The organism is Virgibacillus sp. NKC19-3, from assembly GCF_019837165.1.
Classification (GTDB): Bacteria; Bacillota; Bacilli; order Bacillales; family Amphibacillaceae; genus Virgibacillus_L; species Virgibacillus_L saliphilus.
This window is the reverse complement of sequence record NZ_JAGYHC010000001.1, coordinates 2488050-2513082: the sequence shown is the minus strand read 5'-3', so window position 1 is coordinate 2513082 and position 25033 is coordinate 2488050. Positions and strand designations below refer to the sequence as shown.

Sequence of the window (25033 nt, the reverse complement as noted above, 5' to 3'; positions counted from 1 at the left end):
CGACATATCTATGACAATTTATCGGTAACTTGATTCCTTCAGGCTGTACTGTTTAACGTAAATACATGAATTTCCGGTCGGCATAAGAAACGATAAGGGAGCCTGGTTGTTCCGATACCACGATTGACATATAGGGAGAGCCCTTCATGATCAAAAGTGTATTTCCCTGCTACATATTTTTGCGCATAGGACGGTGTGTACAAATGGCCGATAAATGGAAATCGAACTTGACCACCATGGCTATGTCCTGATAATTGAATATCTACAGGGAAATTCACAGTGGTATCCGCATAATCTGGCTCATGTGCAAGCAAAATCGTAAACAGATCAGCATTCACTTGATCTAACGTTGTGTTTAGATCTGGCTGACCAAGCATGATATCATCCACACCAGCTAGTACGATACGTTCGTTATCCTTTTCAATAACAGAATGACTATTTTTCAATAGTTTAAAATCAGCTTGATCCATCACATCCAGAACAATTTCAGTGCCATAACCTCCATGGTCATGATTTCCATATATCCAGTACTTGCCTTTTGGAGCGTTTAATTGCGTTAAGGCGTTTGTAAGATTATCATTCCAATGGTATGTATGGGGTTTATCGACAAGATCACCTGTAAATATAATCAAGTCAGCTTCCAGTTCGTTAATCGTTGCTACTAATTCTTCAAATTGTTCCAATGTATATTGAAAACCGATATGTGTATCGGAGAATTGCGCGATTTTGAAATTATTAAATGAGGCTGGAATCTTATTGGAAGTAATATTATTTTCATTTATATGAAGCAATGCTGGTTCAATTTCCCGGGCGTAATAGTACGTGCTGCCACTTAAACCAACTAATGCTAAAAAACTACCGAGTGTTTTTTTCAAGAACGATCGTCTGTTCATTATTGTCAAACCTTTCTATAACCTCAGGTATATGAAACTAATAAGATTATAGCACGGATAAAGAAAAAATTAGTGGTTAAAGAATATAATCATAATTATCGGGAAATTATTCAGATCATACTATCGTTATCACAATAGAAACTAAAACGCGTATCATCCATTTTGAAAAGCCAATATCTAATCACAGTAATCTGATTCATTATGGATGGATGTATATAACCCTTCTATTTGTATGGTGCAATGGGAAATATTAAAATGCGTTTTTAATACGCGATTGGCTTTTTGCAATAAGTGATCCCGGTCAACTGTGTCATCAACAATTAAATGGCAGCTCATTGCAGGGAATTCAGATGTAATAGACCATATATGCAAATCATGAACATCTTTCACACCATCTAACGTATATAGGTTTTCGATGATTTTACCCATATCCACATTATCCGGTTTTCCTTCCATTAAAATGTGGATGGCGTCCTTGGTAATGCGAAATCCAGAGATAATAATTAGAAAGGCAACAATAAGGCTTGCAATGGGATCAGCAATATTCCAGTTAAATAAGAAAATAAGGGCACCTGCAATTAGTGCGCCAATAGAGCCAAGTAGATCACCAAATACATGAAGTAATGCGCTTCTAATATTTAAATTTTCTTTGGAATCCCCACGCATTAACATCCAGGCTACCAGAATGTTAACAATTAATCCCATAAAGGCAATCACCATCATACTCGCACTCACATTTGGCGGATTTGAAAATCGGTGAAAGGCCTCATAAAAAATATATAGGGAAATGGCTATTAGCGTAACTCCATTCAAAAAGGCAGCAATGATCTCAAAACGCCTATACCCGTATGTTTTATCCTGGGTCGCCTTTTTATCGCCAATTTTAAATGCGAGTAGGCTCAATCCAAGTGCTGCTGCGTCACTTAACATATGTCCAGCATCTGATAGTAGTGCAAGGCTATTGGTTAGAAAGCCGCCAATTGCTTCTACGATCATAAATGCAAATATGAATAGAAAACTCAGGAATAGAACACGCGTATTGCTTGGATGATGAGCATGATTATGATGACTTTCCATAAAAGATTTACCTCCTAGAGCGTGTGCTTTACATGTTCATATGATCATATTATAAAAACTTTTAAAATGGGTCAACTATAATAACTCCTGAAGATGTTTCTTATTATAATCTATGGTAAAATAATTATGTAGTTGTGTGTGGTAAGCGTTTTCTTTTTCAGATATTATAAATGATAAAATGGAATGAACATGTATATGGAGTTTAATTTAGGAGGCGTTTTTATATGAGTGTAACACAAGACAATCAATTGACAAATATAGCTGTTGAAGATGTCATGATCGCTTCGGATAAGGTTGCGCATGTACAGGTGAATAATCCTTTAGAACATGCATTATTAGTTTTAATTAAAACTGGTTACTCCGCCGTTCCTGTTTTGGATGCATCTTATAAATTAGTTGGCACTATTGGAATGACAAGCATTTTAAATCAAATATTAGGATTGGAACGTATTGAATTTGAAAAGCTGTCCGATATCCGAGTTGATGAAGTAATGAATGATGATATCCCTTGTTTATTAAAAGAAGATACCTTTATGAAAGGAATGAATGCTGTTATCAATCATCCATTTGTTTGTGTTGCAGATGGGGATGGATATTTTGATGGGATTCTAACCAGAAGAGCTATTTTAAAGCAACTAAAGCGAGATATGTATACATCAAAAACTTAATATTCAGCTGGCAATACCAACAAGTTGGCTGAGTTTTGGAGTATAGAGCGATTCACGATGTTAAAGTGTGCTGTATAATGTTATCTAAACCAGGATGAAAATTATCTTAGGTTTAAGGAACAAAAAGCCTAAAATAGAATACGATAATGAAGCTAAGGTCTATCCGTATATCCCTAGCTTCTTTTTTAATGGTAGAAAAAATCACGAACATTCTAATAATAAGGTGGGATAAAATGAAATTAAGGGATCAAATGCCTGAATTAGACGGGGCAACGGCATGGTTGAATAGCAAACAACTGGAAAGAAAAGATATAATCGGAAGGAAACCTACATTAATTCATTTTTGGTCTGTTAGTTGTGATTCATGTAAAAGAGATATGTCTAACGTGAATATATTTAGAGATACTTATAGTGATACCTTGAATATAATAGCAGTTCATATGCCACGTTCCGAAGAAGATATTAATCTTGATCAAATACAAGGTGTTGCCAACGAACAAGGGATTTCCCAGCCCATAATTGTAGACAATGAATATGCATTAACAAATGCTTTTCGCGTTAGATATGTTCCTGCATATTATTTGTTTGATCATGAAGGAAAACTAAGATATTATCAAAGCGGTAATAGTGGCGGTATAAACATATTGCGAAAACGAATAAATCGGGTTCTGGATCGTACAATTTGAAAAAACCTTTTACGAATACACTCATAAATCAGCTGAGTGTATTTTTTTCTCTTTTAAATATGAACAATAAAAAAGTTTAAAAAATTTAATGAAAAAAAGTGGATATTTATGTCCAAAACCTTTATATTAGTAATTGTGCTGAAATACTCATTTGGGGAGGGAATGTGATGAATATATTAAAAAGGCTAAAGGGATTTTACCTGCCATTTATACGATATTTCTTTTGGTCTATATTCTTTTTACTTTTTGTAACCGCTATTACAGTCGTATATCCCATCGTCTTACAGCAAACGATTGATAATGTTGTATTAGCTGATCAATATCATTTGATACCGTATATTTCAGTTATATTTTTGATGTTAATGGCAATTAAAGCTGTTTCTTCTTTTTCCTTTCAATATTTAGGAGATCTGTTTGGAATTACAGCAGTGTATAAGTTGCGTGAAGCCTTGTATGGAAAGCTACAAATCTTATCATTTAAGTATTATGACAATGCGAAAACCGGTGATTTAATGTCACGTTTAACAGCAGACGTGGAAATGTTCCGTAACTTTCTGTCATTCGGATTTGCTGATCTAATACAAGCGGCATTGTTGTTTGTAAGCAGCCTGGTCGTTATGTCTTTTTATTCTATTCCTCTAACCCTTGTGACAATGGCTGCGATGCCTTTTCTAATTATTGTTGTATATCGATTTGACAGGCGTGTGCATCCGGCTTTTCGATCAATAAGGAAATCTTTCGGAAGACTAAATACCCGGGTGCAGGAAAATATTAGTGGCATGAACACGGTAAAGTCATTATCAAGAGAAGGTTTTGAGATTGACAGGTTTTCAGACAGTAACCAAAATTATCGGCAAAATTATCTAACGACATCCGGAATCTGGGCTAAATATTTCCCATTAATGGAGTTTATCGGAAATATTTGTGTGGTTGCTTTACTTGCATTTGGAGGCTATCTTGTCATCTATGGAAATCTCGCATTAGGGGAGTTAGTTGCATTTTTTAGTTTGGTTTGGTATATGATGAATCCACTTATGAACCTTGGCTTTATTATAAATCAATTTTCACAGGCGAAAGCTTCCGGGGAGCGACTACTTGAAATTTTGGATGCAAGAGAGGATATTATGGAAAAGAGCAATGCTGCAGACCGAGCAATAGAAGGTCATGTGACATTTAAAAATGTGACATTGACATACACAACGGATGATGATGCGGCATTAAAGGATATTAGTTTTGACGCACCTTCTGGAAAAGTTGTTGGTTTAATCGGTGCTACAGGTTCCGGGAAAACTAGTATTACACAGTTAATCACTCGTTTTTATGAAGCGGACAAAGGAGAAGTCCTTGTTGATGGAATACCTGTCTCAGATTATAAATTAACAACGTTACGAAAACATATCGGATTTGTTCTGCAGGAACCATTCTTATTTTCCACATCCATTCGGGAAAATATAAGATATGGAAATTCGGATATGTCAGAGGAAAATATTATCGATGCAGCAAAAAGAGCGCAGGCCCATGATTTTATTATGGAGATGCCTGACGGATATGACACCATGCTGGGAGAACGGGGGATGGGACTATCCGGAGGACAAAAACAGCGGATCGCTATTGCCAGAGCCATTTGTATTAATCCAAGCATTTTGATATTGGATGATGCGACTTCAGCTGTAGATATGGAAACCGAATTCGCCATTCAAAAAGCGTTAAAAGAAGTTATGAAAGACAGAACATCTTTTATTATTGCTCACCGTATTTCTTCATTAAAACATGCTGATGAAATCCTGGTGTTAGATGAAGGAGAAGTAGCAGAACGGGGGACTCACGCGGAATTATTGCAAAATAATGGACCCTACATGCGAATATATAATATTCAATATCAAGACCGCGAAGCTATTATGGATAGAGCCAATTAATAAGGTATGGAGGGATATATATGGGGCATGAAGCAACAAAGCAGGAAAAAAACCGCCATCTTCACAGGTTCCATTATACAGTAGATCAGGCAATCGAAAAGCCATTTAATTGGAAACAAATGGTGCGCTTGCTTAACTATTTAAAACCTTATTCAAAAACCTATCTTCCCGGTGCGGTGATTGCTATGCTAATATCCACCGCTGTGCGTTTAATCGTACCTATTCTTATTGGGAAAGTTGCCATCGATATTGTTATTTTTAATGAGGATTTAGGTCTACTTGCTTTTCTTGTTCTGGGGATAGGAATTTTATATTTACTAAGTTATGTGGGAAATACATTTCGTATAAAATGGGTAAATCTATTGGGACAGAATGTTATTTACGATTTGCGGCAGCATTTGTTTTCACATGTACAGCGGCTGTCACATCGTTTTTTCGATTCACGTTCAGCTGGATCCATTTTAGTTCGGATTATGAATGATATTAATTCATTGCAAGAGCTTTTTACGAATGGGATCATCAATTTACTGATGGATACGGTGATGCTTACAGGGATTATGGTTGTCTTATTTGTATTAAGCCCGGAACTTGCTTTGGCAGTTTTAATTGTATTGCCGCTTATGTTTTTTATTTCTACAAAATTAAGAAGAACGATACGGCGTTCGTGGCAGGAAGTTCGTATCCAACAATCCAGGTTAAACTCACATTTGAATGAAGGCATTCAGGGTATACGTATTACACAATCCTTTTCGCAGGAAAAGGAAAATGCTGAATTTTTTAATGGGATCAATGAAGATTACTTTCAACGATTCCGAATAGCAACAAAGAAAAGTGCCATGTTTGGCCCGCTTGTGGAGATATGTAATGCCATAGGGACGATTATTCTTATTGCGTATGGAGCCTATTTGATTTTAAGTGGTTCCATTCAAGTAGGTACATTTGTAACTTTTGCTTTCTTTCTTGGTATGTTCTGGGAGCCGATTTCCAGGCTTGGTCAAATGTACAATCAGTTATTGATGGCGATGGCTTCATCTGAGCGTATATTTGAATTTTTGGATGAACAGCCAAATGTAGAAGAGAAAGAAAATGCATATACATTTACAGATATGAAAGGTCATATTGAATTTGATCATGTGGAATTTTCTTATGATGCGGATCGTGTTGCCTTGCATGAAATTTCCCTGGATATTCAGCAAGGCCAAACGATTGCCCTTGTTGGACATACCGGTAGTGGGAAGTCCACCATAGCAAATTTAATCAGCCGCTTTTATGATCCAACGAAAGGTTCTGTGAAAGTTGATGGATATGACTTAAGGGATGTGAAAGTAGACAGTCTCCGACAAAAGATCAGTGTCGTCCTGCAGGATACATTTATTTTCTCCGGAACGATTATGGAAAACATCCGATTCGGTAGACCGGACGCTACAGACCAGGAAGTGGTGGATGCTGCGATTGTCGTTGGAGCCGACGATTTTATTCAGCGACTTGCGGCTGGATATGAAACGGAAGTGGAAGAGAGGGGAAATGTATTATCAGCCGGGGAGCGTCAATTACTGTCCTTTGCTAGAGCATTGCTTGCTGATCCTAGTATCCTGATATTGGATGAAGCGACAGCAAGTATTGATACGGAAACGGAAGTGAAAATTCAAGCAGCTTTAGCGAAGCTCTTAAAAGGGAGAACGGCGATTATAATTGCACACCGTCTGTCAACCATAAGAGAATCAGATAATATTTATGTATTGGAAAACGGCCAAGTTCTGGAAAGTGGTAATCATGCGGAATTAATGAAGCAACGAGGAGAATACTTTGGTTTAATCCGATCACAATTTCAAATGCTTGATGCCATATAAAAGAAGCAACTTTCGTGGTTGCTCTTTTTTCATTCTCTCATGTATGATAAACATAGTTTGTAAATTTGATGGAGGAGAACGTTATGAAACAGGATTTTGCGGTTATTGGCTTAGGTCGATTTGGTGGTAGTATCTGTCAGGAATTAAGCAGGGAAGGCATGCAAGTACTAGCGATTGATAATGATGAAGAGAAAGTGAATGAATTTAAAAATATAGCATCACACGCAGTTATTGCTGATTCAACGGATGAAGCTATGTTGAAAGAAATTGGTATTAAAAATATTGATCATGTCATTGTAGCGATTGGTGAGAATATTCAAGCAAGTATTTTAACTGCAGTCATATTAACGGATTTAGATATAAAAAGAATAACAGTAAAAGCCCAAAACGATTATCATGAAAAGATTTTAAATAAACTCGGAATTGATGAGGTCGTACATCCTGAACGGGATATGGGAAAGCGTATCGCCCATCATATATTCTCCAATAATATTATGGACTATATCGAATTATCGGATGAACATAGTATTGTGGAAGTGAAAGCAGGCAAGAAGATGGCTGGAAAAACACTAGTCGATCTTAATATTCGGGCAAATTATGGATGTAATATAGTAGCAATCAGACAAGGGGAGGAAATTAATGTGTCTCCACGTGCTGATGAGGTATTGAAGAATGATGATATTCTTATTGTCATAGGTTCAGATAAGGACATCTCCCGATTTGAGAAACACCTTGTCATCGATAATTAAGGCGCTTTTCTTAAGCCATTGTAGCTTTAAAACTTCGTGGTTGATATAATACTGTGGCGTAGTGAAAGTAACTTTATGAGAAGGCTCTCGTTCTAATGATAGTTGTGAGCGTAGCGGTATCCTACGCTCAACCAATGTTTGGAAAAAGAATGGCACAACTACGTCCAAGTTTATTTCTTTTGCGACAAAAAAAGACATTGCTGGTATTTATTTTACCAGCAATGTCTTTTTTTAGATCTCCATAATGATTGGCAGTACCATCGGCCTGCGTTTTGTTTTATCATGCAGAAATGGTGCTATTGTGTCGGTTATTTCATTTTTAATTTCTGACCACTGGGTTGTTCTTCTTTCCATCACTTTTTCCAAGTGAGCAGAAACCTTTTTCTGCGCTTCATTTATCAAGTCTTCTGATTCACGCATATACACAAATCCACGTGAGATTATATCCGGACCTGAAGCAATTTTAAATTCTTTCATATTGATGCTGACAACAACAATAACCAATCCTTCTTCAGATAAAATACGTCGATCACGAAGAACAATATTTCCAATATCACCAATGCCGCTACCGTCAACAAATATCGATCCGGAAGGAATTTTCCCTGCTATTAATGCGTTGTCTTTACCTAGTGCCAGTACATCACCATTATCCATAACAAATGAATGGGTTGGATCAATACCGCATGCATCTGAAAGTTTTATATGTTCTTTTAGCATTCTGTATTCTCCATGAATTGGCATGAAGTACTTCGGTTGCATAAGACGCAGCATTAGTTTTTGATCTTCTTGCGTTCCATGTCCCGATGTGTGAACATTACTTAAGGGTCCATGAATAACTTCTGCGCCAGCGCGATACAATTTATTAATGGTCCTACCAACACTAACCGTATTTCCAGGGATTGGTGATGAAGAAAATACAACGGTGTCACCAGGTATCATTTGTATCTGTCTGTGCGTTCCGTTTGCAATACGGGAAAGAGCTGCCATTGGCTCACCTTGGGATCCTGTACATAGAATGGTTACTTCTTGAGCAGGGAGACGGTTAATCTGATTTGGCTCAATAAATGTATCCTTTGGAGCTTGAATGTAACCCAACTCCTGGCCAAGATTGATTGCTGATTCCATGCTGCGACCAAATACCGCTACTTTGCGATTATACTTCACAGCGGCATCAATCACCTGTTGAAGCCGATAAATATTGGAAGCAAACGTTGCAAAAATTAACCTGCCATCAACACTGCCAAAAATTTCATCAATATTGTCCCCAACTACTCTTTCGGACATGGTGAAACCAGGTATTTCACTGTTTGTACTATCTGAAAGTAAGCAAAGTACGCCTTCTTTGCCTATTTCAGCCATTTTTGTCAGATTAGCTGGTTCACCAACCGGGGTGAAATCAAATTTAAAATCACCTGTGTGAACAATATTTCCAGGAGGTGTTTTAACAACGATACCATAGGAATCGGGAATACTGTGTGTTGTACGGAAAAAACTGACGGAAGTTTTACGGAATTTAATAACATCATCTTCTTGAATGGTGTTTAATTTAGCATTTCTTAATAATCCATGTTCATCCAATTTATTTCTTATTAAACCGAGCGCGAGTTTTCCAGCATAAATGGGCACATTAATTTCACGTAAGAGGTATGGGATACCCCCGATGTGATCTTCATGTCCATGCGTGATGAATAATCCTTTTAGTTTATCCTGGTTTTGTACTAGATAGCTATAGTCCGGGATGACATAGTCAATGCCGAGTAACTCATCTTCAGGAAATTTCATACCTGCATCGATTAAAATGATTTCATCCTGAAATTGTACGGCATACGTGTTTTTTCCTATTTCACCTAGTCCACCTAGCGCAAAAACAGCTGTTTGATCATTTTTCACAAACTTCATTTATTTACACATTCTCCGTTGTGAAATTCTCGGATTGTTTTTCGTAATTAAGATGTGCTTCATTTAATACATGGATATACTCGATATTTAAATTGCGATCGCTTAGTTTATGACGTACCTCACGTTCAGATTCTGCTACTATATATAAACTCTTTGTACGTTCACGAACAGGAACTTCATCTGGTAATTCTTGAAATAATACTTTGTAAATCATTTCATCTCTCCTTATAATTCATTTTCTTTTGTATTATTTGGTTAAAAGTTAGTTTGTTCTCAGGAGAACGAAACTTCCCGTTAACTGTTTATTTGAATATTATTCATTTAAAGATTCCGTATTTAAAATATTTCCGTCAATGTGTTTCCGTAGCATGGCTATTTATTCTATGGTACCTTGTTGTTGTGATTGGTTTTATCAATGGTAGTCTTTTTCACAAGTTGTAGGTACACGTCCTTGGCCTAAAAAGTCCTTCCAGCGTTTCTTCAGCTTTTCTCTTAGGCGTTTTAGCATGTGGTCACACATCTCCTTCCTGAAAATTTAAGAAAAGCAACAAAAAACGTTCTACCGATCCAATCCCTCTTAACTATAGTATAGTACGATTTGAGGGAAATTGAAATAATAATACTTTATTTGTACGAAAAATTTATTGTTATACCTATTTTTTACAGAGAAATGATTCTTATACTAAAATGATGTTAGGAGAATACGGATGAATAAAAAGATTGTCTTTTTTGATATTGATGGAACGCTTTTGGATCATAATAAAAAAATTCCTTTATCTACAAAAAAAGCCGTTGAACAATTGAAACAAAATGGAGTATATGTCGCAATAGCAACGGGCCGGGCGCCGTTTATGTTTGAAGATATTCGGAAGGAATTGGGAATTGAATCATTTGTTAGTTTTAACGGTCAATACGTTGTTTTTGAAGGGGAAACCATTTACAACAATCCAATAGGACAGAAAGAGCTTGCAATGCTGTATAAGAACGCTCAGGAAAGGAATTATCCCATGATTTTTATGGGGGATAAACATATGCGAGCATCCGAAGGCGGACATCCTCAGATCACGAAAAGTATGGATAGTCTGCACTTTCATTACCCAGAAGTTGATACTGACTTCTTTAAAGGGAATACAATATATCAAGCCTTATTATTTTGTGAAGAGAACCAAGAACACCCTTTTATTCAAAATCACGCATCATTGGAATTTGTCAGATGGCATGAATACTCTTGTGATGTGTTGCCTAGTGGGGGATCAAAAGCGGTAGGTGTAAAAAAACTGCTCAAAGCAAGTGGCTTACATCTAGATGATTCCTACAGTTTTGGTGATGCGATGAATGATATGGAAATGACTCAGGAAATAGGAACAGGGGTTGTGATGGGAAATGGGGTACTGGAATTAAAACAAGTAGCCGATTATATCACAGATGATGTTGAAAATGACGGTATTGCAAAGGGATTAAAAAAGCTTGAATTAATCTAGATATAGAAGAGGCTGGGGTAAAAACGTTTTTATCCCAACCTCTTCTTCATTATTCAGTATCAACCGGTTTCGCGTTATCCGGGATTGCAAATGGTTGATCTTTATTAATATGATCGAAAAACATAATGCCATTTGTATGATCAATCTCATGCTGAAAAATGATTGCAGGATATCCTTTTAACCGTAACTTTAAGGGATTGCCGTCCATATCATGTGCCCTAACAGTAATACGTGCATGACGCGGAACGAATCCCTCGACATTTCGATCAACAGAGAGACATCCTTCTCCACTTGATAAATAGGATTTCTCCACTGAATGACTAATGATCTTCGGATTCACTAATCCATAACTGTAAAGCTTACCATTAGAATCTTCAACGTGGATGGCGGCTAGTTTTTTATTAATCCCCAGTTGTGGAGCGGCTAATCCGACTCCTGCCCTCAAATTATATTTTTCAGCTATTTCTTCATCTTGGCTATTTTTCAAAAACGTAATCATATCTTTTAATAATTGCTTATTTTCATCGCTTAGGGGAACTTCCACCTCATCTGCCAATGTCACTAAAGACGGGTGGCCTTCGCGAACAATATCTTTCATTGTTATCATGACTTGTCACTCCTTATACTCACATCAATTTCTATTTTATCATAACTATAGCTTGGATTTCACAAATTTTCTCTGCAATAGGTTAAAAAATTGATGCTATTTTTATACTGATTTGTGTTATACTAGGAAAGATATTAATGATGGAGTGAAAGAGTAGGAGGTCAGTATGCGTAATCCTTTAAAGAAATCAATCATTGTTCTCGCGATCAGCTTAAGTATAGTTTTAGCTGCATGCAGTGGAGAATCAGCGGAGCAACAATTACATAATCATTTGGAAGAAGCTGTTTCTTTAGAAGAAGAATTTGAACAGCAACAAGAGGAAATCATCAACTTAGAAAAACAGGAACAGGAATTATATAAGGAAATTATTGAACTAGATGCGGATGAATTGGATCAAATTCAGGAAAATTCCCAACAGGCAATTAATACTGTTGATCAGCGTTCCGACAAAATAGAGCTGGAAAAAGAGAGTATTGATGCATCTCAAGAGGAATTTAATGAAGTTTCAGGCTTGATTGAAGATCTTGAAGAAGAGACTAAAGCAAAGGCAGAGGAAATGTATCAAATAATGGAAAATCGTTATAGTGCTTATAATGATTTGTATGATGCGTATACCCAGTCTCTCGAATTGGAAAGGGAATTATATTCCATGCTACAAGAGGAAGATTTAGAGCAGGAGGCATTATCAGATCATATTAACACCGTTAACGAAGGTTATCAGCAAGTACTTGAAGCGAATGAACAATTTAATGAATATACCGTTGAATATAATGCATTAAAACAGGAATTTTATGAGTTGGCTGGTTTAGATGTAGAATATGAAGAGAATACATCTGCTGAAGAAGGGGAGAACGAGGAAGCGTCTGAATAAAAATGTAGTTGTGAAGGATGAAATAATCGATTGATTATTTCATCCTTTTTTAATGAGAGAAGTAATACAGATTACGGGTGTAAGTATAACAGATTAGGTTTCTTATCTTACATTGTCATAGAACACTTTATAAAAATAAATAATCTAATACAAAGTGTTTGACCAAATTTACTTTATGGGCTAGAATTTAACTAGATTAAAAATTGTACCAATAAAATTTACTTAAATTATGTAACAGATATATACAATTCCATTCCATTATGTGATTAATGAACACGTGAAAAGGGTACATGAAGTAAGGGATAAAAATGGTACAGATTTTTTTCTTATTTGGGAAGGCTAGTAAGGAAATATAAAAATGGAGATAAAGAAAGGAAGAGGTGACCTATTTTGAAACACGTACTTGAAAGTGTTGAAAGTCAGTTCGAAATGTTCCAAGTTCTGAATGAAAATGGAGAAATTGTCAACAAAGATGATATGCCTGATCTATCGGATGAAGAATTAAAAGAGCTCATGCGCAGAATGGTGTATACACGTATATTAGATCAACGCTCGATTGCCTTAAATCGACAAGGGCGATTAGGGTTCTATGCGCCAACTGCTGGTCAGGAAGCTTCTCAATTAGGAAGTCAGTTTGCTTTGGAGCAGGATGATTTTCTTCTGCCAGGATATCGTGATGTGCCACAACTTATTTGGCAGGGCCTTCCATTATATCAAGCATTCTTGTTCTCAAAAGGACATTTCCATGGGAATCAAATGCCGGAAAATGTACAGGCTTTAAGCCCACAAATTATCATAGGTGCACAATATGTTCAAACGGCCGGGGTTGCCTTAGGTATGAAATTACGAGGTAAGAAGAATGTTGCAGTTGCCTATACTGGTGATGGCGGGACCTCTCAAGGTGATTTCTATGAAGGAATAAACTTTGCAGGAGCATACGGGGCTCCAGCGATTTTCTTTGTTCAAAATAACTATTTTGCTATATCTGTACCTGTAGAAAAACAATCAGCAGTAAAAACATTGGCACAAAAATCTGTTGCTGCCGGAATAGAAGGAATACAAGTGGACGGAATGGATGTTTTAGCAGTGTACGCTGTAACGAAGCATGCTCGTGAACATGCCATTAATGGAGACGGCCCAATGCTTATTGAAACATTAACATACCGTTACGGTCCACATACCATGTCCGGCGATGACCCAACGCGCTACCGTACAGATGAACTTAATGATGAATGGGAGAAAAGAGACCCAATTGTACGTTTCCGCAAGTTCCTGGAGGAAAAGGGAATATGGTCCGAAGAGGAAGAAAATAAAGTAGTAGAAGATGCCAAAGAAGATATTAAAAAAGCAATTAAAGAAGCTGATAATTATCCAAAACAAAAAGTAACCGATCTTATTGGCAATATGTATGAAGAACTTCCAGTAAACCTGCAAGAACAAATGGAAGAATACAAAGAAAAGGAGTCGAAGTAATCAATGGCACAAATGACAATGATTAAAGCAATCACCAATGCAATGCAGACGGAATTAAAAAATGACGAGAATGTACTTGTATTTGGTGAAGATGTTGGCCAAAATGGTGGCGTATTCCGCGCAACAGAAGGCCTGCAAGATGAGTTTGGTGAAGAACGTGTATTTGATACGCCATTAGCTGAATCCGGTATTGGCGGTCTTTCAATCGGTCTTGGTTTGCAAGGCTATCGCCCGGTAATGGAAATTCAATTCTTCGGCTTCGTATTTGAAGCAATGGACTCTATTAATGGCCAGATGGCTCGTATGCGTTATCGCACCGGTGGGGCACACAACGCTCCGATAACTATTCGTGCGCCGTTTGGTGGTGGTGTGCATACACCTGAGCTACACGCAGATTCACTAGAAGGATTAATTGCACAACAACCGGGTATGAAAGTTGTTATTCCTTCCACACCATACGATGCGAAAGGCTTATTAATTTCAGCTATTCGTGACAATGATCCGGTTCTATTTTTAGAACATATGAAACTGTATCGTTCTTTCCGTGGAGAAGTACCAGAAGAGGCATATACCGTTGATCTCACGAAAGCTGATGTAAAACGCGAAGGAAAAGACGTGAGTATTATTGCCTATGGGGCAATGGTCCATTCGGCTTTAAAGGCGGCAGACGAACTTGAAAAAAACGATATAGATGCAGAGGTTATTGATCTTCGCACCGTCTCACCGATTGATATCGAAACAATTATTGAGTCTGTGAAGAAAACAAATCATGCAATTGTTGTTCAGGAAGCACAACGTCAAGCAGGTGTCGCTGCAAATGTCGTTGCTGAAATTCAAGAGAGAGCAATCATGCACTTGGAAGCCCCTGTATTACGTGTTACAGCACCGGATACGGTTTATGCATTCTCTGAAGCGGAAGAAATATGGTTACCTAACGAAAAAGACATCATAGAAAAAGTAAATACCGTAATTGATTATTAAAATCGTGATAGGAGGTAAATAATAATGGCTTACGAATTTAAACTGCCTGATATTGGTGAAGGAATTCATGAAGGCGAAATCGTGAAATGGTTTGTCAAAGAAGGCGATGAGGTAAAAGAAGACGACGTATTATGTGAAGTACAAAATGATAAATCGGTTGTTGAAATTCCTTCACCGGTAGAAGGAACGGTTAAACAGATTCACGCAAAAGAAGAAGACGTAGCAGTTGTTGGCGATACACTAATTACATTTGATGCAGAAGGATACGAATCCGATGATGCGGATGCTTCTGAAGACAGCGGAGAAGAAGTAGCGGATACAACTTCAAAAGATGAAGAGGCCAAAGAGCAAGAAAAACAAACGGTTCAAAGCGATGACGGGGAGGCAGATGAAAAGCGTGTCATAGCAATGCCATCCGTGAGAAAATATGCGCGTGATAATGATGTGAAGATTCAGGCAGTAAATGGCACCGGTAAAAACGGCCGCATTTTAAAAGAAGATATTGATAACTTCTTAAGTGGTGATCAGCAAGTGGACACAGCTGATACGACAGAGGAAACAGGAGTTCAAGAAGAAAAACAAACGGCTGCTGCTCCACAAGCAGAATATCCTCAAACACGTGAAAAAATGTCCGGTATTCGTAAATCAATTGCCAAATCAATGGTTAATTCCAAAACGAAAGCTCCACATGTCACCTTACACGATGAAGTGGATGTTACGGATCTAGTGGCACATCGTAAGAAATTTAAACCGGTCGCAGCAGACCAAGATATTAAATTAACGTATATGCCTTATGTTGTAAAAGCATTAATTTCTGCTTCGAAAAAGTATCCAATTATGAATGCTTCCATCGATGAAGAAACGGATGAAATAATACACAAGCACTATTATAATATTGGTATCGCGGCAGATACAGACAGGGGCCTAATGGTGCCAGTAGTCAAAGATGCCGATCGTAAATCCATCTTTGCCATTTCTCAAGAGGTTAATGAGTTGGGTGAAAAGGCAAGAGATGGTAAACTGAAACCAGATGAAATGAAAGGTGCTTCAAATACCATCTCAAATATTGGATCAGCTGGTGGACAATGGTTTACACCTGTCCTTAACTATCCGGAAGCTGCCATTCTTGGAATCGGTCGTATTGCTGAAAAGCCAATTGTTAGAGATGGAGAGATAGTAGTTGCACCAGTATTAACATTATCATTGAGCTTTGATCACCGTATTGTTGATGGGGCTACGGCACAATTAGCTCTAAATCAAATCAAACGAGTACTAAGTGATCCACAATTAATTATGATGGAGGCGTAGATTTATGGTAGTAGGAGACTTTCCAATTGAGGTAGACACGCTGGTTGTAGGAGCCGGGCCAGGCGGTTATGTAGCTGCGATTCGTGCAGCGCAATTAGGACAAAAGGTTACTATTGTTGATAAAGGAGCACTCGGCGGGGTTTGTCTAAACGTTGGATGTATTCCATCAAAAGCATTGATTCAAGCAGGACACTTAACGGAACATGCTCGCGGCAATGAAGAACTGGGTATTTCAACGGAAAATGTTTCTGTAGACTTTTCCAAAGTTCAAGAATGGAAAGGCAAAGTAGTTAATAAACTTACTTCAGGTGTTGAGAGTCTTTTGAAAGGGAATAAAGTAGATATTGTAAAAGGGGAAGCATATTTTGTTGATAAAAATTCGGCAAAAATTATGGATGAAAAGAATTCGCAAACCTATAAATTTAATAATTGTATTATAGCAACTGGATCATCACCAATCGAAATTCCTAGTTTTAAATTCTCTGACCGTGTACTGGATTCCACCGGTGCGCTTGATCTTAAAGAAGTTCCTAAGAAAATGGTTGTCATCGGTGGCGGTTATGTGGGCACCGAACTTGGTTCTGCCTATGCGAACTTCGGGACAGACGTTACCATCTTAGAAGGTGCTGACGATATACTTGGTGGTTTTGAAAAACAAATGAAACAAGTTGTTAAAAAACGTCTGAAGCAAAAAGATGTCAAAGTTGTCACGAAAGCAATGGCTAAAGGTGCCGAGGAATCCAAAGATGGCGTAACTGTTAGCTATGAAGTTGACGGTAAAGAAGAAACGATCGAAGCAGATTACGTATTAGTTACAGTAGGTCGTCGTCCAAATACAGAGGAAATTGGTTTAGAGCAAGTAGGTATTGAAACTGACGACAAAGGTTTAGTAAAAGTGGATAAGCAAAGCCGTACAAATATCGATAACATCTATGCAATTGGTGATATCGTACCAGGCTCACCGCTTGCGCATAAAGCTTCTTATGAAGGAAAAATAGCAGCTGAAGTGATCAGTGGTGAAAAATCCGAAGTTGACTATATTGGAATGCCTGCTGTTGCGTTCACAGACCCTGAACTTGCATCTGTAGGTTATACTGAAAAAGAAGCGAAAGATGCTGGATATAAAGCAAAAGCATCTAAATTCCCATTTGCAGCCAACGGACGTGCCTTATCACTAAATGATAGCGATGGTTTCATGAAACTAGTAACACGTGAAGAGGATGGATTAGTGATTGGAGCTCAAATTGCCGGACCGAATGCAAGTGATATGGTTGCAGAGGTCGGATTGGCGATTGAAGCAGGTATGACTGCTGAAGATATTTCCTTAACCGTTCATGCACATCCAACACTTGGTGAGATTACGATGGAAGCTGCAGAAGTAGCTTTAGGAACCCCAATTCATACTATGTAAAAGGTTTTGTGTAAAAAACTCCCTGCTGGTTATCTACCAGCAGGGAGTTTTTTAATGCTTATGAATTTCAGTGTTCTTTTATCGGTATTTAATTCGAATGAGAATTTATTAAGAAAATAGTAATAACTCATTTAATCTAAAGGACAGTAGCAAATGATTAAACGATAGGAAAAAAAGTTCTATTCTATGATAAAATAATAGAATATGCGTGTATGAAAAATCCATGCAGATAACCCAATTTAGGAGTGAAACAACTTTGGACAAAAATGACATAGCAACTATCCGCAGACAATTTAAAGTGGATAATGATTTATTGAAAATACATGAAATATTTAATGTGTATATCATGAAAGAATCCAGTGATATTTATCATCACCAGAGCTCACGATTTGAAATACTGGAGACGGAGCAACAAGAATTGTTTATGGATAACTTTAAGAAAGTACTATCTGGTCAATTGGATGAAAAATTATTTGAATTAAAGTTTCAGCGTGATGTGGAGGACAGCAGTCAACTCATTCTCCATCAAGGCCTTTTGAGTAATGATACAGAGGAATGGAAGGAGTATATGCTTAGGCTTGTAGAAAAGATGCTGAAAGATAAACAATATGAAATGGATATTGTTATAAGTTTTATTCGGGGAGAATATATGAAACCGATGAAGAACAAAAGTGACGAGGCGGAGGAAAGTGAACGTGATACCGTTTATTCCCATCCTTTTATTTTATGCAGCATAAATAAAACGCAGGATCCGAAAAAAGAATTATTGTTTGATTATGTTGAAAAGGAATTTAAATATAATATTGTTGTAGATCCTATTATCAACTTGAAATCTCCTATATCCGGATTTTTATTTCCTTCTATTACGGATAATGCGCAGGACGTAAATCATGTCCTTTATACGTCAGGGAAGAAGAATGAACCCGATTATCATTTTATAGAAGAAGTCTTGAATGCAGAAGAGATCATGACGGCTGCACAAGATAAATTGGTCTTTGAGGAGGTTGTGAAAAAAGTAGCCGGTGATCAGGCAATCAATACGTCCACACTTTCGAATGTATATGATGAAATTCATCGGGTCGCAGAAGAGAATGAAGAAGAGGATACACCGAAATTAGACTATAAAGATGTTGAAGACATCTTAACAAGTAGTGGAATAGAAGAGGTTAATACGGAAAAGGTAGAATCCGCTTTTAAAACGGTGATTGATGATGAAAAGTATGAGTTTAAAGCCAATAATATCGTACCAAACTATAATTCAAAGTCGATCAAAATAGAAACGAAAATAGCAAATATCTCCATAAGTCCACAAGACTTAAGTTATGTTCGTCAAGTCCATTTCAATGGGAAACGTTACTTGATGATGGAAGTAGAAGAAAACACAGTGATTGAAGGCTTTGAAATGGTCCCGGAAGCCTTATTTCAAAAAGCGCCGGATGATGAGGAGAACTAATATTTACTAACAAAAAGCTGTCCAGAGTGAGACTCAATCACTTTTTCTGGACAGCTTTTCTCATTAAGATTCTCTTTCTTCTTCATCAGCATCTTCAGCATCAGGAAGTGTTTCTTCAAATCCTTTGCGCATTTTTCTTAGTTCTTTTTTCTGTTTTTCTCGGAATTTCGGATCATGTTCGCGCTGCTTGTGTTCCATTAGCAAAATACCATGTTCGCTTTTCAGTGCTTTGAAAAGGGAAATACACATAAAGATCATTAAAATCCCAAATGGGAAAGCAGCAATCAACATGGCCATTTCAAGTGCCGATAATCCCCCGGACCACAGTAGAACAGCAGCGATTGCGGCGAGGATAATCCCCAGACAGCTTTAATCCCCATGCCAGGATTTAATCTCCCTCCGGTTGTCAACATACTAAGCACAAATGTACCGGAATCAGCAGATGTAATAAAGAAGGAGGAAATCAAGAGCACTGCGACACCGATAACAACGGCTGCCATAGGCTGTGACTCAAGAAATGCAAATAAAGCTACCTCATTTCCCAGCTCATTCATTAACTGATGGATAATGCCGCCTTCAGCTGCATCCATTTCCAGTCCGGCAACACCAAAAATAGAGAACCATAGGGCGCTGAATACAACTGGCACAGCAGTTACTCCGATGACGAATTCTCGAATGGTCCTTCCTCTGGAAACTCGAGCGATAAAGGTTCCGACAAATGGGGACCAGCCGATCCACCAAGACCAGTAAAATAGTGTCCATGCATTAAGAAATTCTCTATCACCGGTAAATGCATTCATACCTAATGTCATACTTGGAAGATTTTGCAAATAGTTACCCATGGTTGTTGTAAAAGACTCGATCATCTGTACAGAAGACCCAAGAATAAATACAAAGACCATTAATGCAATGGCAAGAACAATATTTGCCCAGCTCAGGTAACGAATGCCTCGGTTGATTCCAGTAGTAGCTGAAAGGATAAATAGTACAGTGACAACGAAAATGACAATTAAATTAACTGTAAGTGTATTTGGAATTGCTTCAAAGGTAAAGCTCAACCCGGCAGTGATTTGCGTTGCGCCGAGACCAAGTGATGTCGCAATACCAAATACAGTAGCAAAAACGGCGAGTGTATCAATACCAATTCCCAAAGGACCTTTAACGCGGTCGCCAAAAAGTGGCGCAAAAGCAGAACTAATCAAGGCAGGTGCCCGGTGACGGAATTTAAAATAAGCTAGAGTCAATGCAAGCACAGCATATGTAGCCCATGGATGTAGCCCCCAATGGAATAACGTGTACTGCATGGCTTCTTCTGCGGCTGCTGTTGTTTCGGGATCAGCAGAAGGAGGAGTATAAAAATGCGTTAAAGGTTCTGTTACTCCATAGAATACGAGTCCGACTCCCATACCAGCAGTGAACAAAAAAGCAAACCAGGTAAAATAACTATATTCTGGCTTATCGTCAGGCTTTCCAAGCTTGATTTTTCCATATGGTCCGAAAATCAAAAACAAGGCAAGTAATACAAATCCTGTCGTAACTAATAGGTAAAACCAGCCAAATGTTTCTGAAATAAAACTATCAATCAAACCTAATACATATTCTACATTTGTCGGAAAAAAGGCTCCCCAAATGATAAATACAGTTACTAGAGCCATAGACACCCAAAAAACAGGTGTAATTGATTTGAATTTAATAATAAGACCTCCCTACAATTTTCTGTCAAAACTCTTATAGTGTAACATAAGTAGACACCATGTCAATTTTATCGACATTGATTAATCATGAATAATGCCCATCTTCTACCTTAGGTATTTCCCTGAATGATCGTTTTGCATCGGCTTTGGTTGATCCCTCCCTAATCTTAACATTTTTCTTGAGCCATTAACATGTTTTCCGTTGTATCTATTTTGGTGTTTCAACCATTTTCGGGTGGTAAATTATCTTTAGTTTGTACCAGATCAAAAATTCTAACCACTATTATATTTGGGATTCCCGATAAAAATAAAGCTAAACCCTTAAATTGGTATTTAGGGTAGGATTTTCTATATTCATCTATTATAATGAATAATGACATATATGTACAAGGGGGGAATTACATAAAATGAAAAAAAGGCTAATTTACATGGTCATTGCACTATTATTCGTTTTGTCTGCATGTGGCGGAAATGATGAAACTGCTTCTGGGGATACAGATTCATCTAACGAGCAGGAAAATGAAAATAGGGAAGAACAGACAGAGGATAATAATCAGGAAAATAAGGAAGAAGATACAGAAGAACAAGAAGAGGCTGATGAAAAGGAGGAAATTGCTGCCGAATCGGAAGAGCCTGAATATAAAATTTCTGAGGATTGGTCTGTTGTGCCGATAGATGATGCAAATGAAGAAGTTGTGCTTGTAACGATAGATGATGCACCGGATGAACACGCATTAGAAATGGCTGAAACATTAGACGAAATGGACGCAGATGCAATCTTTTTCGTGAATGGGCATTTTTTGGAGACAACGGAAGAGGAAGAGATGCTCAACGAAATTCATGACATGGGATTTGCAATTGGGAATCATACATATAGTCATGCTACGTTACCTGAGTTATCGGAAGAAGAACAAAAAGAGGAAATTGTAAGTTTAAATGATCGCGTAGAGGAAATCATTGGTGAGCGCCCATCCTTTTTCCGAGCTCCACATGGTGCGAATACAGATTACTCTACACAGGTAGTTGAAGATGAAGGTATGACAGTAATGAATTGGTCTTATGGCTATGATTGGGATGAACAATATATGGATAAAGATGCACTTGCAGATATTATGGTTAATACCGAATTTTTAGGCAATGGTTCGAATTTATTAATGCATGACCGGGAATGGACAGCAGCAGCTTTAAGTGATATTGTTAATGGATTACGTGATAAAGGATTTGAACCGGTTGATCCGGATTTAATACAAAAGCAGTCAGAGTAAAAGGGGAATTAGAGAACAGTTAGCCAATTGGTTAGCTGTTTTTTAATATTTAAATATAACATATCTAAAATAATGTTATTCTAATTTGGGGTTGTAACTTTTAATGTGTCATATTATAATGTAATTAGAATAACACATTATAAAATAAAAAGGAGCTGGTCCAATGGGAACGATAATTTGTCAGGATTGTCATAAAGTAATTGAGTCATATGATGAAGAAAAAGTAACTACCCTATATGGAACATGTCCTACTTGTAATGAAAAATAAAGATCAGAAATAGAGAAGAGCTGCGACGTAGCTCTTCTCTATTTCTGATCGATAGCACCATTCATCATTTAATGATAATATATATTTATTAATTTATCCTATTGGGTATAGAGAAAGGGACTAAGTGGATGATTACTAACGAATGTTATAAGTGGTGAACAAATAAAATGTATCATCAACAAGTCCAAATGTGAGGTGATTGATAAATGAATTATCATTATCCCATTGATGAAAGTTGGGGGAAAAAGGAAATAGTTGCTGTCGTTCAGTTTTTCAGTTTAATTGAACAGGCATATGAGCAGCAAGTGAAGCGTGATGAATTACTTGCCGGATATAATAAATTTAAGCAAGTTGTGCCATCAAAAAGTGAAGAAAAAACCTTATTTAAGGAGTTTGAAACAGCTTCAGGCTATACAAGCTATCGTGTAGTTAAAAAGGCAAAAGAATCAAAAGCGAATTCCATTTCAATGAAATGAGGCAGCACCTTCAGTCGTGCTGCCTCTTCTTTTTATTTAGCTGCCATTGCTTTTTTGTAAAAAGGCAATAATTTATGGTATGTCTCTTTAGCCGTCTCTAAAAATGTATCACCATTTGTTAGGCGAGGATCATCAACAGGTAAATGCTGGCCTATGAGAAACTCTGCTTTTTTCACGTCACGAAACCGCTCCACATCCTTTAATTGCAGGTCTTTCAGTTTTATGGCATCTTTTTTCATATGATCCAGCGAAATGACATAATTATTAGGAAGTCGTTTTATATTTTCAAAATCGTCTATAAAGCTTTGAGCTATTGCGGGTTTATGGTCTAGTTCATAAATGAAAGCCAGCCAAATGAAAACATGATCATCAAATAAACCAACCTGAAAATGCGGATGCTTTTTATACCCTCGTTTATTATCGGCAATTGCCAACCATGTATCGTTTGGTGGGTTAACGGTTCTTCTCGCATGTTTTGCAATATGTAAATACATTTCATTGCCTAGTTCAGCAGATAAATAATCAGCAAGGTAACTTCCTATTTCCTGAAATTTTGGTTGGATACGTGTTTGAATTGCTTCCATTCGCCCGTCCAAATCATGTATTAAAAATGAGTTAAAATCATGCTTCGTAAAACCTTCAAATGACATGTTACCATCCTTTCCATATGTCAGACATATAATTGATATTAATTATTACATTTTAGTCAAGGAATGTACAGAAAAAAACATGTTTAAAAATTAAGAGCTTCGGGGAAATTAGAATAAATGAATGATTCATTTTAAGTTAAGTGCTGTACCAAAATGGAAAAATAAACATAAATATATTAAAAGTGTTCTGAGAGGGCGTGAATGGTTTGAAATATGTAATGGAGGCAATCAGACGTAAAGAGGCCCAGGAAAAGCTTCCAGTTATACGTATGGAAATTGATTATGAACTTGTAACACTTCATGACGCATTAAAAGCGAATGATAACGTAGAAATTATAAAAGCAAAAGAACGATTAGAGCAACTAAGATTACAATTACAGAAAGCTGCATATGAATAATAAGCGCACATTCGATCCCCATTAGGTATATTAACAATAACCTAATGGGGATTATTTATTAACAAAAGCAATCCATATTTCATGACTGCGATCTTTCAATCTGATAATATGAGTAATAAACAGAATAAATGGGGGAAAGCATATGAATAAAACGTTTCGTGATAGCCTTTTTGATCAGGCTAAAGCATGGGTGCTAGAAGCAGGAGCTACTATTCGAAATAAGATAAATGACCCTTTAGATATCGGTACAAAATCAGATGCGAACGATCTTGTAACATCAATGGATAAAGAAACAGAGTCTTTTTTTATAAAAAATATAAGAGCCTCGTACCCTGAACATTTAATTTTAAGTGAGGAGGGATATGGTGATCATTTAACAACATTAAATGGAACAGTATGGATAATTGATCCAATTGATGGCACAATGAATTTCGTACATCAGAAAAGAAACTTTGCTATATCTATAGGTATATATCATGATGGTATTGGTGAAATAGGGATCATATATGATGTAATGGCAGACATCCTGTTTTACGCGAAAAGAAATGAAGGGGCATATAAAAATAATGTGAGATTAGCTCCTTTAAATCCGAATTTAAAATTTGAGGAAGCCATATTTGGCTTAAATCATTTTTGGTTATGTGAAAACCGTTTGGTTGATGAGCGACGGATGCAAGATTTTGTGAAAACAATTCGAGGATCCAGAACGTATGGTTCCGCAGCACTGGAATTAGCGTATGTAGCGGAAGGAATAATGGACGGTTACTTATCTATGAATCTTGCCCCTTGGGATGTAGCAGCGGGTATTGTTATTGTAGGTGAAGTAGGCGGCATTACTTCGGATATAGATGGAGTACCAGTGAATATGCTAGATAAGAGCTCCATTCTGACTTGCAACCCAACCATTCAGAAGAGGATCATAGCCGATTATTTACAAACAGGAAAAAAGTGACGTCCAC

At 37.2% G+C, this 25033-nt stretch carries 23 protein-coding genes and 1 pseudogene; 17 read left to right on the top strand and 7 right to left on the bottom strand.

The window, feature by feature from the left end; genetic code table 11:
• Positions 1 to 38: 38 nt before the first annotated feature.
• Both KFZ56_RS12185 and KFZ56_RS12180 read right to left on the bottom strand, forming a co-directional pair.
• The gene (locus tag KFZ56_RS12185) at positions 39 to 893 is read right to left on the bottom strand and encodes a metallophosphoesterase (RefSeq protein ID WP_222642193.1); all 855 of its coding nucleotides are present in this window, start codon (positions 891 to 893) and stop codon (positions 39 to 41) included.
• Positions 894 to 1070: 177 nt separating this feature from the next.
• Positions 1071 to 1970, bottom strand: coding sequence for a cation diffusion facilitator family transporter (locus tag KFZ56_RS12180; RefSeq protein ID WP_222642192.1), 900 nt, complete (start codon positions 1968 to 1970; stop codon positions 1071 to 1073).
• A 224-nt stretch (positions 1971 to 2194) separates the two neighbouring features.
• Here KFZ56_RS12180 and cbpB point away from each other — a divergent pair, with 224 nt between their 5' ends.
• The 5 genes from cbpB (at position 2195) to KFZ56_RS12155 (ending at position 7839) form a co-directional block, all read left to right on the top strand.
• On the top strand, positions 2195 to 2638 hold the full coding sequence (gene cbpB, locus KFZ56_RS12175) for a cyclic-di-AMP-binding protein CbpB (RefSeq protein WP_222642191.1): 444 nt from the start codon (positions 2195 to 2197) through the stop codon (positions 2636 to 2638).
• 233 nt (positions 2639 to 2871) lie between these two features.
• Positions 2872 to 3324: a redoxin domain-containing protein gene (locus tag KFZ56_RS12170; protein ID WP_222642190.1), complete on the top strand. Its 453-nt coding sequence runs from the start codon at positions 2872 to 2874 to the stop codon at positions 3322 to 3324.
• 167 nt (positions 3325 to 3491) lie between these two features.
• Positions 3492 to 5240, top strand: coding sequence for an ABC transporter ATP-binding protein (locus tag KFZ56_RS12165; protein WP_222642189.1), 1749 nt, complete (start codon positions 3492 to 3494; stop codon positions 5238 to 5240).
• 20 nt (positions 5241 to 5260) lie between these two features.
• On the top strand, positions 5261 to 7090 hold the full coding sequence (locus tag KFZ56_RS12160) for an ABC transporter ATP-binding protein (protein WP_222642188.1): 1830 nt from the start codon (positions 5261 to 5263) through the stop codon (positions 7088 to 7090).
• An 83-nt stretch (positions 7091 to 7173) separates the two neighbouring features.
• Positions 7174 to 7839 (top strand): potassium channel family protein, encoded by a 666-nt coding sequence (locus KFZ56_RS12155; protein WP_222642187.1) that lies wholly within the window; start codon positions 7174 to 7176, stop codon positions 7837 to 7839.
• A 231-nt stretch (positions 7840 to 8070) separates the two neighbouring features.
• Here KFZ56_RS12155 and rnjA read toward each other — a convergent pair whose 3' ends face one another.
• A complete protein-coding gene (gene rnjA, locus KFZ56_RS12150; RefSeq protein WP_222642186.1) occupies positions 8071 to 9738 on the bottom strand; it encodes a ribonuclease J1 in 1668 nt (555 codons plus the stop codon).
• A 4-nt stretch (positions 9739 to 9742) separates the two neighbouring features.
• Complete coding sequence (locus KFZ56_RS12145) at positions 9743 to 9952, bottom strand: DNA-dependent RNA polymerase subunit epsilon (RefSeq protein ID WP_222642185.1); 210 nt, start codon at positions 9950 to 9952, stop codon at positions 9743 to 9745.
• 493 nt (positions 9953 to 10445) lie between these two features.
• On the opposite strand from KFZ56_RS12145, the gene KFZ56_RS12140 reads away from it, so the two are divergent.
• Positions 10446 to 11219: a Cof-type HAD-IIB family hydrolase gene (locus tag KFZ56_RS12140; protein ID WP_222642184.1), complete on the top strand. Its 774-nt coding sequence runs from the start codon at positions 10446 to 10448 to the stop codon at positions 11217 to 11219.
• 49 nt (positions 11220 to 11268) lie between these two features.
• Here the strand turns inward: KFZ56_RS12140 and def are convergent, their stop codons facing one another.
• Positions 11269 to 11826 (bottom strand): peptide deformylase, encoded by a 558-nt coding sequence (gene def / locus KFZ56_RS12135; protein WP_222642183.1) that lies wholly within the window; start codon positions 11824 to 11826, stop codon positions 11269 to 11271.
• A 166-nt stretch (positions 11827 to 11992) separates the two neighbouring features.
• On the opposite strand from def, the gene KFZ56_RS12130 reads away from it, so the two are divergent.
• From KFZ56_RS12130 to KFZ56_RS12105, 6 genes are all read left to right on the top strand, one after another.
• Complete coding sequence (locus KFZ56_RS12130) at positions 11993 to 12697, top strand: YkyA family protein (protein ID WP_222642182.1); 705 nt, start codon at positions 11993 to 11995, stop codon at positions 12695 to 12697.
• 390 nt (positions 12698 to 13087) lie between these two features.
• Positions 13088 to 14170 carry a pyruvate dehydrogenase (acetyl-transferring) E1 component subunit alpha gene (pdhA, locus tag KFZ56_RS12125; protein ID WP_304956687.1) on the top strand — a complete coding sequence of 361 codons (1083 nt, stop codon included), beginning with the start codon at positions 13088 to 13090 and terminating at the stop codon, positions 14168 to 14170.
• Positions 14171 to 14173: 3 nt separating this feature from the next.
• Positions 14174 to 15151, top strand: coding sequence for an alpha-ketoacid dehydrogenase subunit beta (locus tag KFZ56_RS12120; protein WP_222642181.1), 978 nt, complete (start codon positions 14174 to 14176; stop codon positions 15149 to 15151).
• A 24-nt stretch (positions 15152 to 15175) separates the two neighbouring features.
• A complete protein-coding gene (locus KFZ56_RS12115) occupies positions 15176 to 16459 on the top strand; it encodes a dihydrolipoamide acetyltransferase family protein (RefSeq protein WP_222642180.1) in 1284 nt (427 codons plus the stop codon).
• A gap of 4 nt (positions 16460 to 16463) precedes the next feature.
• The gene (gene lpdA, locus KFZ56_RS12110; RefSeq protein WP_222642179.1) at positions 16464 to 17870 is read left to right on the top strand and encodes a dihydrolipoyl dehydrogenase; all 1407 of its coding nucleotides are present in this window, start codon (positions 16464 to 16466) and stop codon (positions 17868 to 17870) included.
• Positions 17871 to 18126: 256 nt separating this feature from the next.
• Positions 18127 to 19323: a DUF4317 domain-containing protein gene (locus KFZ56_RS12105; protein ID WP_222642178.1), complete on the top strand. Its 1197-nt coding sequence runs from the start codon at positions 18127 to 18129 to the stop codon at positions 19321 to 19323.
• A gap of 63 nt (positions 19324 to 19386) precedes the next feature.
• Here KFZ56_RS12105 and KFZ56_RS12100 read toward each other — a convergent pair.
• A pseudogene (locus tag KFZ56_RS12100) lies at positions 19387 to 20978 on the bottom strand (BCCT family transporter).
• Between the two features lie 446 nt (positions 20979 to 21424).
• On the opposite strand from KFZ56_RS12100, the gene KFZ56_RS12095 reads away from it, so the two are divergent.
• From KFZ56_RS12095 to KFZ56_RS12085, 3 genes are all read left to right on the top strand, one after another.
• Positions 21425 to 22282, top strand: a complete 858-nt coding sequence (locus tag KFZ56_RS12095; RefSeq protein WP_222642177.1) for a polysaccharide deacetylase family protein — start codon at positions 21425 to 21427, stop codon at positions 22280 to 22282.
• Positions 22283 to 22445: 163 nt separating this feature from the next.
• On the top strand, positions 22446 to 22550 hold the full coding sequence (locus tag KFZ56_RS12090) for a GapA-binding peptide SR1P (protein WP_222642176.1): 105 nt from the start codon (positions 22446 to 22448) through the stop codon (positions 22548 to 22550).
• 206 nt (positions 22551 to 22756) lie between these two features.
• Positions 22757 to 23026 carry a UPF0223 family protein gene (locus KFZ56_RS12085; RefSeq protein WP_222642175.1) on the top strand — a complete coding sequence of 90 codons (270 nt, stop codon included), beginning with the start codon at positions 22757 to 22759 and terminating at the stop codon, positions 23024 to 23026.
• 32 nt (positions 23027 to 23058) lie between these two features.
• Here KFZ56_RS12085 and KFZ56_RS12080 read toward each other — a convergent pair whose 3' ends face one another.
• Positions 23059 to 23676: a YktB family protein gene (locus KFZ56_RS12080; protein WP_222642174.1), complete on the bottom strand. Its 618-nt coding sequence runs from the start codon at positions 23674 to 23676 to the stop codon at positions 23059 to 23061.
• Between the two features lie 206 nt (positions 23677 to 23882).
• On the opposite strand from KFZ56_RS12080, the gene KFZ56_RS12075 reads away from it, so the two are divergent.
• The gene (locus tag KFZ56_RS12075) at positions 23883 to 24074 is read left to right on the top strand and encodes a YkzI domain-containing protein (protein WP_222642173.1); all 192 of its coding nucleotides are present in this window, start codon (positions 23883 to 23885) and stop codon (positions 24072 to 24074) included.
• Positions 24075 to 24216: 142 nt separating this feature from the next.
• Positions 24217 to 25026 carry an inositol monophosphatase family protein gene (locus KFZ56_RS12070; RefSeq protein ID WP_222642172.1) on the top strand — a complete coding sequence of 270 codons (810 nt, stop codon included), beginning with the start codon at positions 24217 to 24219 and terminating at the stop codon, positions 25024 to 25026.
• The last annotated feature ends 7 nt before the right edge of the window (positions 25027 to 25033 follow it).

Coding starts and splice junctions, on each gene's coding strand:
- KFZ56_RS12185 (WP_222642193.1), bottom strand. CDS start 893: ATGAACAGACGATCGTTCTTGAAAAAAACACTCGGTAGTTTTTTAGCA.
- KFZ56_RS12180 (WP_222642192.1), bottom strand. CDS start 1,970: ATGGAAAGTCATCATAATCATGCTCATCATCCAAGCAATACGCGTGTT.
- cbpB (WP_222642191.1), top strand. CDS start 2,195: ATGAGTGTAACACAAGACAATCAATTGACAAATATAGCTGTTGAAGAT.
- KFZ56_RS12170 (WP_222642190.1), top strand. CDS start 2,872: ATGAAATTAAGGGATCAAATGCCTGAATTAGACGGGGCAACGGCATGG.
- KFZ56_RS12165 (WP_222642189.1), top strand. CDS start 3,492: ATGAATATATTAAAAAGGCTAAAGGGATTTTACCTGCCATTTATACGA.
- KFZ56_RS12160 (WP_222642188.1), top strand. CDS start 5,261: ATGGGGCATGAAGCAACAAAGCAGGAAAAAAACCGCCATCTTCACAGG.
- KFZ56_RS12155 (WP_222642187.1), top strand. CDS start 7,174: ATGAAACAGGATTTTGCGGTTATTGGCTTAGGTCGATTTGGTGGTAGT.
- rnjA (WP_222642186.1), bottom strand. CDS start 9,738: ATGAAGTTTGTGAAAAATGATCAAACAGCTGTTTTTGCGCTAGGTGGA.
- KFZ56_RS12145 (WP_222642185.1), bottom strand. CDS start 9,952: ATGATTTACAAAGTATTATTTCAAGAATTACCAGATGAAGTTCCTGTT.
- KFZ56_RS12140 (WP_222642184.1), top strand. CDS start 10,446: ATGAATAAAAAGATTGTCTTTTTTGATATTGATGGAACGCTTTTGGAT.
- def (WP_222642183.1), bottom strand. CDS start 11,826: ATGATAACAATGAAAGATATTGTTCGCGAAGGCCACCCGTCTTTAGTG.
- KFZ56_RS12130 (WP_222642182.1), top strand. CDS start 11,993: ATGCGTAATCCTTTAAAGAAATCAATCATTGTTCTCGCGATCAGCTTA.
- KFZ56_RS12120 (WP_222642181.1), top strand. CDS start 14,174: ATGGCACAAATGACAATGATTAAAGCAATCACCAATGCAATGCAGACG.
- KFZ56_RS12115 (WP_222642180.1), top strand. CDS start 15,176: ATGGCTTACGAATTTAAACTGCCTGATATTGGTGAAGGAATTCATGAA.
- lpdA (WP_222642179.1), top strand. CDS start 16,464: ATGGTAGTAGGAGACTTTCCAATTGAGGTAGACACGCTGGTTGTAGGA.
- KFZ56_RS12095 (WP_222642177.1), top strand. CDS start 21,425: ATGAAAAAAAGGCTAATTTACATGGTCATTGCACTATTATTCGTTTTG.
- KFZ56_RS12090 (WP_222642176.1), top strand. CDS start 22,446: ATGGGAACGATAATTTGTCAGGATTGTCATAAAGTAATTGAGTCATAT.
- KFZ56_RS12085 (WP_222642175.1), top strand. CDS start 22,757: ATGAATTATCATTATCCCATTGATGAAAGTTGGGGGAAAAAGGAAATA.
- KFZ56_RS12080 (WP_222642174.1), bottom strand. CDS start 23,676: ATGTCATTTGAAGGTTTTACGAAGCATGATTTTAACTCATTTTTAATA.
- KFZ56_RS12070 (WP_222642172.1), top strand. CDS start 24,217: ATGAATAAAACGTTTCGTGATAGCCTTTTTGATCAGGCTAAAGCATGG.